Here is an 11564-nt window from a genome sequence, read left to right on the forward strand (position 1 = left end):
CTGCTTAAAGTAAAATTAGGAACTTTATCAATTTTTTTAGAAAAACAACTTACAACAACATCGTTAGAAAAATTAAATGTTCTTGCATTAAATATCTTTAACATCAATAGTGAAGAAGATGTTTTAAAAATTATCAATTAAAAGAGCTATACGATTCATTCGTATAGTTCTTTTATTCTATCCACCATTTAAATAGGGGAAAGGGCATATTAGAAAACATAAGATAACGTGGAAGCAAGTATTGTTTATCATTGCATGTCATATGTCTATTTTGATTGTAACTAAAGGCTAGTTTAACAGAACTTGATTTGAGATAATCTTGTGCATTTTGACAACTGACACCATATGGAAAGGCAAAGTAATCTGTTGAAACAAGGCCTTTGTTTTTTTCAAAGTCTTTTTTTATTTCATTTGTTGTCATGGTTTCTATTTTCTTTTTATAGGGTAAATGACCAATATGGTGCATATCATAAGAATGACTGTAGTATTCAACATATTGATCATTTTTCAAATCATTTGTTTGTAAGTAAAGTGGATTATTGGTTTTGGTTTTATAACCAATGACAAAGTTTGTAGCTTGCAAATTATATTTTTTTATAATAGGTTTAACAATAGTGTTAAAGTTTTTATATCCATCATCAAAAGTTAAACATACAGCTTTTTTAGATACTTCTTTTTTTCCGTGATAATAGGCTTCAACATCTTCCATGGATAGACATTGATAATTATTATCCGCTAAATATTTCATTTGTTTTTCAAATTCACTTATAGACATAAAATAAGGATTTGATGCATAGTTTTCTTTTTTTTCTTGTTCACTTACGACACCATGGTATCCTAAGATAGCAATTCCATCTTTACCGTTTTCATGAATAATGATGTCTTTTGTCATCCAGCCAAGTCCGATTGCTATATAACAAACAAGAACACATAAAATGATTTTTAATATATTTTTCATAATATTCCAACTTTCTATCAGTACTAGTTTATAGAAAAACAATACGGATGTCAAAAAAAGCTATGAGACTTCATAGCTTAAGACACAAGTAATAAACATCGCTAGGACAAATTCTTTTAAGAAAAGATTTTCATAATTTAAATGTTCTTCTTTTTTATTTATAAAATAAGATAAGTAATTTTTAAGAATTTGATGATTTGTGAGATCTTTAAAAGATTGGGCGATATTTTTAAAATCAATTCTTTCTATTTCTCTTAAATCAGGTTTAATTTGATTTTTGATGTCTTGAATAATATCTTTAAAATGATAAACCTTTAAATCATCGTAATCATGTTCACTCATATAAAGTTCTAAACCTAGGATAAAATAATCTTCTAATTTTAAGTAATCTAAATACGTATTTTCTTTTAATAAATCAAGAATAGGTGTTTCATCTGAAATTGTAAGTAAATGATGATTGTATTGATTTTCATAGTTTAAAATTTGATTATGAAAAGATAAAGCTATTTCTTGAATATTTTCTTCAGGATAAAAAGCAAAACGATGCCCTTTTAATTTTTTAAATGTTTTTAAAGTATCAAGATAACCTAAGCGTATTCTTTGATCCAATAGCTCTCGATTAAAATCAAGAAAGCCACCTAAATGCTTAGACGGTCTAATAAAAGTGATATTTTCACGATGTAATAAATAGGGATGGGTCGCTTCTTGATTGAGTTCAATTGCAATAATTTTTTGTGCTCCCATTTTTAAAGCAAGAGAGATAGGTAAATTATCATAATATCCGCCATCAATATATCCTTGCTTATCTATATAATGAATAGGAAATGCAGGGAAACATGAGGCTGAAGCAATAGCATATTCTACAATGTTATCTTCGCTCATATCATCTACTGTGATTTCTAATGGTTTCATAGAAGGAAAAGCAACAGTGCATAAACCATATTCGATGGGTGAACTTTTCGCTTTTTTGCCATTATAAAGACCTTTGATTAATTGAACAAGTGGTTCAATATCAGCACCTTTTTTATCAAGATAGGACTTTAAAAAAGGACCTATATTAGAAGAATTGTTCATTAGATTTTCAATTGAAAAATCAAATTGAATAGGATGCTTTAAAACCTTTTCTAATGATAAAGTATCCCATAATTCATAAAGCTTTTGATAATCTTCTTGAGCTACAAGTAGCCCATTTAAAGCACCAATAGACGTACCAGTAACAATATCAAAATGATATCCTAATTCTTGTAATGCTTTCATGCATCCTGATTCATAAGCTCCTTTAGAACCGCCACCTGATAAAACTAATCCATATTTCATAAAAACACATCCTTTTCAATAATTATACTTTTTCATAAAAAAAATACAACTTTATCATTTTAATATATGAAGAGTTTGTTATAATTATATGGCAAGGAGGATTAAAAAATGAAAAATGTAGTGAAAACAGATCAAGCTCCAGGAGCTATTGGTCCATACAGTCAAGGAATACAAGTAGGGGATATGTATTTTTTCTCAGGACAAATTCCTCTAGTACCAAGTACAGGTGAAATGCCAGAAGGAATCGAAGCACAAGCTCATCAAGCTTTAAAAAATGTGAAAGGATTATTAGAAAGCCAAGGATTATCATTTTCAAATGTTGTTAAAACAACTGTCTTTTTAGATAACATGGATGATTTTACAACAGTAAATGGTATTTATGCTGAATATTTTGTAGAACCTTATCCAGCAAGATCTGCTGTAGAAGTTGCTAAACTTCCTAAAGGAGCTTTAATTGAAGTAGAAGTTATCGCTAAAAAATAATTAAAAAAGAGATTTCGTTTTTGAAATCTCTTTTTTGTATATTATAAGAAAAGAATTGCAATAATACCTACTATAAAACAATAGTAAGAAAAATAATTCAATTTTCTTTTATTTAAAATACTAAACAATAAATTAAGTGCTAAATAAGTAACAACACCACTGATAATAAAACTAATTAAATAAGGAAGCCATAATGCAGCGACAGTTGAACTTGTTAAAAAATGTTTAAGTTTTAAAATGATTGCTCCAAAGCTGACAGGCATAAACATAAAGAAAGAGAAATCTCTTGCTGCTTTTTGATCAAGACCACCAAGCATCCCACCAGTAAGTGTTGATCCACTACGAGAAACCCCAGGAAGTAAAGCAAGTAATTGGAAAAATCCCATTCTTAATGCATCCCATAAATTCATGCTTTTTGTTGTTCTTTTTCCTTTATATCCAAATTTGTGAATAAGCATTAAAAAACAAGAAGTTAAAAGTAAACAACAACCTACTAATTTAGGATTAGAGAAAGCATGTTCAATATAATCATTAAAAAGAACACCACCAATTGCTGCAGGAATTGTAGCAACAATTAATAACATACAAAATCTAAAATCAGGTAATAGTTCATCTCTTTCTTGAGGTTTAGCAATATACCCGAAAAAGGATTTGATTAGACGAATAATATCTTGGCGATAATAAAACATGATAGCAATGAGTGAACCAGTATTAACAATAACTTCAAAAGTAACATCATTCATTTGTGGAACCATTAAACCAAGTTTTTCAAAAATACTTTGGAATAAAACTAAATGTCCACTACTTGAAATAGGAATAGGTTCACTAAAACCTTGAATAGCACCTAAGATTGCATAGACAATAATATCTTTAATTAAACTCATAATTTCACCTCGTCACCCATTATATATGAAAATATTATAAAAATATACAAAAACATTTTTTTAATGGAGATGACATATAATAAAGAAAAAGGAGGAAGAAAATGATTGTTAATTGGGTTAAAGAAGATGAAGAACTATTAGAGCCATATGAATGGTCAAATGGTGATGATATCGAAATCATTTCAACACTTTCATGTTTTAAAGTAGATCAAAAAACACTCCATGATTTTATTTATGGATGTTTACACATTTTTGATCAAAAGTTGTGTCAAAAAGTATTTGCAATAGGAGATGGTCATTATGCTTTAGCGATTGAAACAGATGCTCAAGGAAAGCTTTGTTATCGAAGTGTTTTTGATTTTTGTGATCGTGATAAAATGAATAAAAAGATTGCTGCTTTAGAACTGTCTAATATTCATTATCAAATGTATGATGAAGGAGAAATGAAAGAATATGGTCTAACAAGAGAAGAAAGGTTAAAAAAGCAATTTATTGAACAAAGAATTGATGAACTTTATATGGAAAATTATGATGATTTTTTGATGTTATGTAGACAGCTAAATATCGAAGATGCACAAAGTATCCAAAAATATAATCATTTAAAAAATAAAATAGCTAAGGGCTATACATTTATACATGAAATTCTATTCTATGAATTTACCAAAAAGGAATACAAAAAGAAATAAGCAATGCTTATTTCTTAATTGTAATTCCTATTTTTCTTTCAACTTTCGCAAGTTTTTTTCTTGCCATATAACGTGCTTTATCAGCACCTTCATTTAAAATTGTATCGATATAGTTACCTTGATTGATTTCATTATATTTATCATGGATTTTTTGTAATTCATTACCTACAACTTCAGCTAGATCTTTTTTAAATTGACCATAACCAACACCTTGATAACGTTCTACAAGTGCATCAATAGATTCACCACTTAAAATAGAATAAATAGTAAGTAAGTTTGAAATACCAGGTTTATTTTTAACATCATAGTAAATAGCGTTATCACTATCAGTGACAGCAGACATGATTTTCTTTTTAGAAACATTAATATCATCTAAAATATAAATACATCCTTTACCTGTTTCATCAGATTTAGACATTTTCTTTGTAGGATTTTGTAAGTCCATAATACGTCCACCTACTTTTGGAACAAGTGGTTCAGGTAATTTGAAAGTTTCACTATAACGATTATTAAATCTTTCAGCAATATCTCTAGCAAGTTCACAATGTTGTTTTTGATCTTCACCAACTGGTACATAATCTGGATCATAAAGTAAAATATCAGCATTCATTAATGAAGGATAATTAAAAATACCAGCTCCAATAGATTCATCTTTTTTAAGTTTACTTGCTTTATCTTTATATTGAGTCATACGTGATAATTCACCCATTGACACCATACATCCTAAATACCAACCAAGTTGAGCATGTTCTAAAACATCAGATTGTAAAAATAATGTGACTTTTTTAGGATCTAATCCAGCTGCTAAATATAAAGAAATCAAATCTTTTGTATTTTTTCTTAAATTCTTTGGTTCTTGATAAATTGTCATACTGTGTAAGTTAGCAACAAAAACAATCATTTCATATTCATCTTGATAAGAAACAAAAGGTTTAATAGCTCCTATATAATTTCCTAAAGTTACTCTTCCTGTTGGCTTGATGCCACTCAACATTCTTTTCATAAATTTTCCTCCTTAAAATAAAAAACGTCCTTAAAAAAGGACGTTATAAACGCGGTACCACCTTAATTCGTATAAAATATACGCTCTTGATCTTAACGCGATTAGCGACAAAAGACTCGTGCCTTTTGTAACTCCAGAACCCCAATTTCTATTATATCAATGGCTTATTTCCATCAACCATAAGCTTTCTATAACATTTAATATAATTTACTTATGTTCCTTCAAAGTCTTTAAAGACATTATAATGAGCTCATCTATAAAAATCAAGATATTTAAAAAAAGATATACAAAGTTTAAAATTGTTGTATAATTATTTACAAAGGAGTGATTGTATGATACGTATATATACCGCCCCAAGTTGTGCTTCTTGTAGAAAAGTAAAATCTTGGTTAAATGAAAATCAAATACCTTATGTAGAAAAAAATATTTTTTCTACTTTATTAAAAGAATCAGAACTTCGAGAATTATTAGAACGTAGTGAAAATGGTACGGATGATATTATTTCCAAAAGAAGCAAAATTATTAAAGAAAATGATATTGATATTGATTCAATGAAAATCAATGATTTAATTAAGTTTATACAGGAAAATCCATCAGTTTTAAAAAGACCAATTATGATTGATGAAAGAAGATTTCAAGTTGGTTACAATTCTGAAGAAATAAGAGTCTTTATTCCTAAAGAACTTAGAAAGTTAGCTGAATGTCATGATATGGATCGTTGTCCACAATTCAGCAATAAAGATTGTTTGAATTTTAAAAAAGAATATGAAAGGGATAGAGAACAGGAATCAAGTCAATAGATGGATTCTTTTTTAGGAGACAATATGAAAAAAATATTAAAAGTTATAATGACACTTGTTTTAATTTGTTCATGTTTTTATCTAGCAATTTCATTATTTATGAATCATTTGATTATTAATGATATGGTACCAACAGTTGTTAAATCAACGGCTGTAACAAATGCTTTAGAAGATACTTGTCAAAATGTTTTAAGTATGATGAATATGGACGAAAGCCAAAGTCAAGCACTTGTTTCTTCTTTACAACAAGATGAAAAAACGCAAGAACTTGTTAATGAATATATTGATACTGTTTTAAATAATCAATCATCTACTCTAGATGAAACTTTATTAAAGCAAGTTTTAGAAGATAAAAAAAATGAGGTATATTCTATTTTGAATCCTTCAATAAATGAAGAAACGTTTACAACACTTTATGATCAAGCTATCAATCAAATGGATTTACAAGGTTTACAAGATAAAGTATTAAGTCGAGTAGAAAATACGATGGAACAATCTGGAGAAACATATAAGATTGTAAAGAAAGTATATAGCTTTAAAAATTCTACACATATTATTGTGAGTGCTATTTTATTAGTTATTTCTACAGCTTATCTTATTTTTGTTTCAGTTCAAGAGAGATTGATTACAAAATGTTTATCAGTAAGTTATATGGTTTGTGGAATTATGACATTCTTGATTTCTTTTACGATAATTTTAGGATTAACAGCAATGGCATCTTCTACAATGACAATTCAGTTAACTTCTATTAAATATATGTATATATGTGGAGCTAGTTATTTCTTTGTAGGTATTATTTTATTAATTGTAAATGCTTTTTTAAAAAAGAAAAATCGTTATCATTATTATTACTAGTATAAAAAGAAGGGGTATTTATGGATAGATTAGATGCAAAGGCTATAAAGACGTATAAAGAAATTATACTTATTTTAGATCAATGTATTGATGATTATTTATTTATAATGGATCTTGATAAAGACATATATTTTATCTCACCACATGCTATGAAAAGATTTAATATTCCAAGCTATGAATTTAGTAATTCTTTACCAGCACATAAAAAATTTGTATATGAAGATGATCTAGAAATGTTATTATCAGATATGAATAAGTTGGTTTCGGGAAAGAAAAATTTTCATAATTTACAATATCGTTGGATTGGAAAAGACGGTATTCCTATTTGGATCAATTGTCGAAGTAAATCGATTAAGGATCATGATGGGAATGTTAAATATATTATTGGCTGTATTAATGAAATTGGTAAAAGACAAGTTGCTGATAATGATAGTGGGTTATTAGGAGAAATGAGTTTTAAAAATTTTATTTATCCTATTAATGAAGATATTACACAGGGTTTTATTTTAAGAATTGATATTGATGATTTTAAAAATATTAATGAAAATTTCGGTGTAAAATATGGTGATGTTGTTTTAAAACAAGTTGGAAATTGTATTAAAAAGTTATTAACTAAAAATCAACAACTTTATAGGATTGTCGCTGATGAATTTATTGTGATGGATGTTGTTGGCAGTAAAGAAGATGCAAGAAATCTTTATAATGCAATACGTAGAAGTATTACATGTTATGTAGAATCTATTAATTATGATATTTATTTAACGATTTCTGCAGGTATTCTAGATTTTCATGATTATCCTAATAAAAGTTATAATTCTATTATGCAATGGACAGAATTTGCTTTAAATCAATCGAAAATAAATGGAAAAAATACATATACGATTTTTAAGCAGGAAGCTTATCAAGAATTTTTAAGAAAAAATAAATTAACAAAAGAATTACATAAAGCAGTTAACCAACAATTTAAAGGATTTGAAGTTTATTTTCAGCCAATTATTGATATGAAAACAGAAAAGATTCATAGTATGGAAGCATTGCTTAGATTTGAATGTGATGAATTTGGTAAAATTTCACCACTAGAATTTATTCCATTATTAGAGGAAAGTGATTTGATTATTCCTGTAGGTAGATGGGTTTTAGATCAAGCATTAAAAGCTGTAAGTATGTTTTCAAATATTAAAGTACAAATTAATATGTCTTATGTTCAAGTGTTAAAAACACCAGCATTAAATGATATTTTAAATATTATAAAAAATTATAAAATAGAAAATAATCAATTGGTTATAGAACTTACAGAAAGTGGTTTTATTGAATCTAATAAAAACTTTATTGATTTTTGTAATGGTTTAAAGAAAGAAAATATCTTACTTGCTTTAGATGATTTTGGAACAGGATATTCTAATTTCCACTATCTTTATAATTTAAAACCAGATTATATAAAAATAGATCGAACATTGATGAAAAATGCGCTTTCAAATGAGTATGAAAATATGTTGCTAAAACATATGGTGGATATGGCTCATAGCGTAGGTGTTAAGATTTGTATTGAAGGAATAGAAGAAAAGGAAGAACTTGAACGTATTATGTTATTAAAGCCAGATTATATTCAAGGATTCTATTATGGTAGGCCGGTTTCTTTAAGTGTGTTTATGGAAAGCTATGAAATATAAAACGAATAAGTATGTGACTTATTCGTTTTTTAATGTTTCTAACATTCGTTTGATTTTACTTAAACAGTTTTGTTTATATTCTAAATGATAAGGTTGAATGATTTTTTTGAATGCTTGAAGTCCTTGATCATAATCCTCCACTTCAAATTCTATTTCATAATCATGATGATGGTTATATTCATTTTCATCTAAGGATAAAACACCATCGGGTAAAATAATATCATGACGTGTTGTTTTTAAATAATATCCACATGTTAAATCTTTGATATAAATATTTTCTTTTTCTAAAATATCAAAGATTTCATTATTGACATGTTGATGATTAAAAATAGCATCTTTAATTTCTTTATTAATATCTATATTTAATTCATTCAGACCAATAGTTGAAGGTCTTTTCAATGTGAGTTCGTAATGACCTTTTTTTTCTCTAATTCTGAGTGAATATTTTTTCTTTTCCAATAGAGGATGAAAAAGATAATAATTGGTTTGTTGATAACTGTCTTTGATTTGATTTTTATAATCAGATAATATTTTTTTAAATATATTTTCTTTTAATAACATTTTAAATTCAATTTCTAGATGTTCCATATGATACCTCTTTGCTTAAATGCTCTAGATATATTATAATACATCTATATGGAGGGAAGAAAGATGAAATATGCATTAATGGTTAGAAATGATGATCTTTCTAAAAAAACAGCTTTGAAAATTAAAGAAAGTTTACAAAACTTTTTTATTTATGATGAAAAAAATCCAGATCTTGTTATTTCAATTGGAGGAGATGGAACTATTTTAGAAGCTGTACATCAATATTTAAATGTTGATTGTTGTTTTGTAGGTATACATACAGGAACTTTAGGATTTTATACAGATTACCAAGTTGATGAAGTGGATCAATTTATAAAAGATGTGACTTCTAGACAATTTAAGACGATGAAAAGATATATGTTAGAAATTAAAATTAATAAAAAAGACTCTTTTCAAACATATTATGCTTTAAATGAATTAAGATTAGATCAAGGGTTACAAGCACAGGTTATTCATGTGTATATTGGTAATGTTTTATTAGAAGTTTTTAGAGGGAATGGTTTATGTGTTTCAACTCCTTCTGGATCGACTGCTTATAATAAATCTTTAGGTGGTTCTATCATTTATCCAGGTATTCCTTTGATGCAACTTACAGAAGTTGCAGGAATTCATCATAATGCATATCGTTCTTTAGGTTCAAGTTTGATTTTAGATGAAAGTCAAACAATTAAATTAGTTGGAAATCATTTTAATCATTCTTTGATTGGAATCGATCATATTCATTTAGAATTAAAGGATGTTGAAAGTATTGAGATTACGATTGGGCGTAAGTATGTTCGTTTTATTGAATATAAAGAAATGTCTTTTATTAAAAGAGTAAGAAGGGCATTTATTAATTCATGAGTTATCAAATTGAACAAACGATTTTATTAAGAGATTATTTGAAAGAATTACCAATTAGTCAAGCAATGATTAAAAGGATTAAAAGGGAAGGTGATTTCTTAGTCAATGGAAAAAGTCAAACAGTTAGATGTTTACTTCAAAAAGGGGACTGTTTAGAAATTATTTTTCCAATAGAAAACTCAAATGTTCAACCAGAAAATATTCCTTTAAAAATCATTTATGAAGATGACTATTATATAATCATTGATAAAGAAAGCCAAATGCCTTGTATTCCTACTAAAAGATATCAAAGCCATACTTTATGCCATGCTTTAATGTATTACTATCAACAAATTGGTTTAAAAAGTACAATTCATTTAGTAAATCGTTTAGATAAAGAAACATCAGGATATATGTTGGTTGCTAAAACATCACAAGCTCATGCATTGCTTTCTAAAGATATTAAACAAGTAGAACGTGTTTATCATTGTTTAGTTGAAGGAATTTTAGAAGGGGAAGGCGTTATTGAGCGGCCTATTTTAAAAAGTAATGATTCTATTAAAAGAATTGTTGATGATCATGGTAAGTATGCTAAGACGTATTATAAATCTTTAATGCATAAAAATAATCAAACACTTGTAGAATGCAAATTAGTAACGGGAAGAACCCATCAAATTAGAGTACATATGGCTTCTATTGGTCACCCTTTAGTGGGAGATCTTCTTTATGGGTCAAATGAAGATCAATTGTTTTATTTGGATAGTGTTGAAATTAGTTTTATTCATCCTTTTACCCATCAGAAAATACATTATAAAAAGGAGAGTTAATCTCCAAATGGCATGAACTTAAGATATAATCTTAGGTTCATGTCTTTTTATTTTTATCCTTTTTTTATAATAGTATCAAATATTTCTTTTTGTGTAGTATAGGGTATATAATCTTATTACTTTTAATTTAAATATATTTATTATATATTTGTAGTATAGGATGGTGATGTTATGTTTGTAAAAGTTGTAAAAAATAATAGCGGTCGTCCGATACCTCTTTTATCTCAATTGTTGAATCTTATCGTGAAGATGGGTAAATGGAGGTAATGTTTGAAAGTATTCTTTATCGTAGTCATAGCCCATTAAATGACAAGTTCCTTCATTCCACCAAATAGAAAGGACATTTCCATTTTCATCACATTCCATAGACCATCTAGCTTCACCTAATGAACCATAGACAGCATCTACACTATTTTCATTGGTAAACATCCAAATAGTAAGATCTTTATCTTTAAGATCTTATGAATAGGGTTGAACAAAAATAGGAGCGCAATCCCCTTCCTCTAAGCGAAGCGTAGGGAGGGATCTAGCTCCTTTTATAGTTTTTATAATAGATGTTGTTTTAGACGTGCAGCTGTGATACATTATAAGTATAAAAGACGTTCAGTCGTATTTGATTTTAGAAAGGATATTGCTATGGAACTTGATACTAATAATCATTCAGTGTTCAT

At 27.5% G+C, this 11564-nt stretch carries 13 protein-coding genes and 1 other annotated feature; of the genes, 7 read left to right on the forward strand and 6 right to left on the reverse strand.

Annotated elements, in window-relative coordinates; all coding sequences use genetic code 11:
* Positions 1-172: 172 nt before the first annotated feature.
* Both LJD32_RS13480 and LJD32_RS13485 read right to left on the reverse strand, forming a co-directional pair.
* Positions 173-958, reverse strand: coding sequence for a polysaccharide deacetylase family protein (locus tag LJD32_RS13480; protein ID WP_119362775.1), 786 nt, complete (start codon positions 956-958; stop codon positions 173-175).
* A gap of 60 nt (positions 959-1018) precedes the next feature.
* Complete coding sequence (locus LJD32_RS13485; protein ID WP_227392633.1) at positions 1019-2275, reverse strand: patatin-like phospholipase family protein; 1257 nt, start codon at positions 2273-2275, stop codon at positions 1019-1021.
* A 108-nt stretch (positions 2276-2383) separates the two neighbouring features.
* Between LJD32_RS13485 and LJD32_RS13490 the strand changes: the two genes are divergently transcribed.
* Positions 2384-2758 carry a RidA family protein gene (locus LJD32_RS13490; protein ID WP_106988708.1) on the forward strand — a complete coding sequence of 125 codons (375 nt, stop codon included), beginning with the start codon at positions 2384-2386 and terminating at the stop codon, positions 2756-2758.
* Positions 2759-2799: 41 nt separating this feature from the next.
* Here LJD32_RS13490 and LJD32_RS13495 read toward each other — a convergent pair whose 3' ends face one another.
* Positions 2800-3642 (reverse strand): undecaprenyl-diphosphate phosphatase, encoded by an 843-nt coding sequence (locus LJD32_RS13495; RefSeq protein WP_227392634.1) that lies wholly within the window; start codon positions 3640-3642, stop codon positions 2800-2802.
* Between the two features lie 101 nt (positions 3643-3743).
* Here LJD32_RS13495 and LJD32_RS13500 point away from each other — a divergent pair, with 101 nt between their 5' ends.
* Positions 3744-4328: a hypothetical protein gene (locus LJD32_RS13500; RefSeq protein ID WP_227392635.1), complete on the forward strand. Its 585-nt coding sequence runs from the start codon at positions 3744-3746 to the stop codon at positions 4326-4328.
* A gap of 7 nt (positions 4329-4335) precedes the next feature.
* On the opposite strand, the gene trpS is transcribed toward LJD32_RS13500, so the two are convergent.
* Positions 4336-5331: a tryptophan--tRNA ligase gene (gene trpS / locus LJD32_RS13505; RefSeq protein WP_032089490.1), complete on the reverse strand. Its 996-nt coding sequence runs from the start codon at positions 5329-5331 to the stop codon at positions 4336-4338.
* A gap of 33 nt (positions 5332-5364) precedes the next feature.
* Positions 5365-5565: a binding site (T-box leader), on the reverse strand.
* Between the two features lie 98 nt (positions 5566-5663).
* Here trpS and spx point away from each other — a divergent pair.
* From spx to LJD32_RS13520, 3 genes are read left to right on the forward strand one after another with little or no spacing between them, the layout of a single operon-like run.
* Complete coding sequence (spx, locus tag LJD32_RS13510) at positions 5664-6131, forward strand: transcriptional regulator Spx (RefSeq protein WP_227359934.1); 468 nt, start codon at positions 5664-5666, stop codon at positions 6129-6131.
* 24 nt (positions 6132-6155) lie between these two features.
* Complete coding sequence (locus tag LJD32_RS13515) at positions 6156-6986, forward strand: hypothetical protein (RefSeq protein WP_227392636.1); 831 nt, start codon at positions 6156-6158, stop codon at positions 6984-6986.
* Positions 6987-7006: 20 nt separating this feature from the next.
* Positions 7007-8656: an EAL domain-containing protein gene (locus LJD32_RS13520; RefSeq protein ID WP_227392637.1), complete on the forward strand. Its 1650-nt coding sequence runs from the start codon at positions 7007-7009 to the stop codon at positions 8654-8656.
* 18 nt (positions 8657-8674) lie between these two features.
* Here the strand turns inward: LJD32_RS13520 and LJD32_RS13525 are convergent, their stop codons facing one another.
* Positions 8675-9244: a CYTH domain-containing protein gene (locus LJD32_RS13525; protein WP_227392638.1), complete on the reverse strand. Its 570-nt coding sequence runs from the start codon at positions 9242-9244 to the stop codon at positions 8675-8677.
* A 63-nt stretch (positions 9245-9307) separates the two neighbouring features.
* Here LJD32_RS13525 and LJD32_RS13530 point away from each other — a divergent pair, with 63 nt between their 5' ends.
* Positions 9308-10087 (forward strand): NAD kinase, encoded by a 780-nt coding sequence (locus LJD32_RS13530; protein WP_227392639.1) that lies wholly within the window; start codon positions 9308-9310, stop codon positions 10085-10087.
* Positions 10084-10893 carry an RluA family pseudouridine synthase gene (locus LJD32_RS13535; RefSeq protein WP_227392640.1) on the forward strand — a complete coding sequence of 270 codons (810 nt, stop codon included), beginning with the start codon at positions 10084-10086 and terminating at the stop codon, positions 10891-10893. Before LJD32_RS13530 ends, LJD32_RS13535 begins: the two co-directional genes overlap by 4 nt.
* 219 nt (positions 10894-11112) lie before the next feature.
* Here the strand turns inward: LJD32_RS13535 and LJD32_RS13540 are convergent, their stop codons facing one another.
* On the reverse strand, positions 11113-11322 hold the full coding sequence (locus LJD32_RS13540; protein WP_175301762.1) for a hypothetical protein: 210 nt from the start codon (positions 11320-11322) through the stop codon (positions 11113-11115).
* Positions 11323-11564 lie beyond the last annotated feature (242 nt).

It is taken from the genome of Faecalibacillus sp. TM498, from assembly GCF_020589955.1.
GTDB lineage: Bacteria > Bacillota_I > Bacilli_A > Erysipelotrichales > Coprobacillaceae > Faecalibacillus > Faecalibacillus intestinalis.

What these genes read in the sequence shown, in the direction of transcription:
- LJD32_RS13535 (WP_227392640.1), top strand. Translation starts at nt 10,084, where the DNA reads ATGAGTTATCAAATTGAACAAACGATTTTATTAAGAGATTATTTGAAA.
- LJD32_RS13495 (WP_227392634.1), bottom strand. Translation starts at nt 3,642, where the DNA reads ATGAGTTTAATTAAAGATATTATTGTCTATGCAATCTTAGGTGCTATT.
- LJD32_RS13480 (WP_119362775.1), bottom strand. Translation starts at nt 958, where the DNA reads ATGAAAAATATATTAAAAATCATTTTATGTGTTCTTGTTTGTTATATA.
- LJD32_RS13540 (WP_175301762.1), bottom strand. Translation starts at nt 11,322, where the DNA reads ATGTTTACCAATGAAAATAGTGTAGATGCTGTCTATGGTTCATTAGGT.
- LJD32_RS13500 (WP_227392635.1), top strand. Translation starts at nt 3,744, where the DNA reads ATGATTGTTAATTGGGTTAAAGAAGATGAAGAACTATTAGAGCCATAT.
- trpS (WP_032089490.1), bottom strand. Translation starts at nt 5,331, where the DNA reads ATGAAAAGAATGTTGAGTGGCATCAAGCCAACAGGAAGAGTAACTTTA.
- spx (WP_227359934.1), top strand. Translation starts at nt 5,664, where the DNA reads ATGATACGTATATATACCGCCCCAAGTTGTGCTTCTTGTAGAAAAGTA.
- LJD32_RS13525 (WP_227392638.1), bottom strand. Translation starts at nt 9,244, where the DNA reads ATGGAACATCTAGAAATTGAATTTAAAATGTTATTAAAAGAAAATATA.
- LJD32_RS13520 (WP_227392637.1), top strand. Translation starts at nt 7,007, where the DNA reads ATGGATAGATTAGATGCAAAGGCTATAAAGACGTATAAAGAAATTATA.
- LJD32_RS13485 (WP_227392633.1), bottom strand. Translation starts at nt 2,275, where the DNA reads ATGAAATATGGATTAGTTTTATCAGGTGGCGGTTCTAAAGGAGCTTAT.
- LJD32_RS13530 (WP_227392639.1), top strand. Translation starts at nt 9,308, where the DNA reads ATGAAATATGCATTAATGGTTAGAAATGATGATCTTTCTAAAAAAACA.
- LJD32_RS13490 (WP_106988708.1), top strand. Translation starts at nt 2,384, where the DNA reads ATGAAAAATGTAGTGAAAACAGATCAAGCTCCAGGAGCTATTGGTCCA.
- LJD32_RS13515 (WP_227392636.1), top strand. Translation starts at nt 6,156, where the DNA reads ATGAAAAAAATATTAAAAGTTATAATGACACTTGTTTTAATTTGTTCA.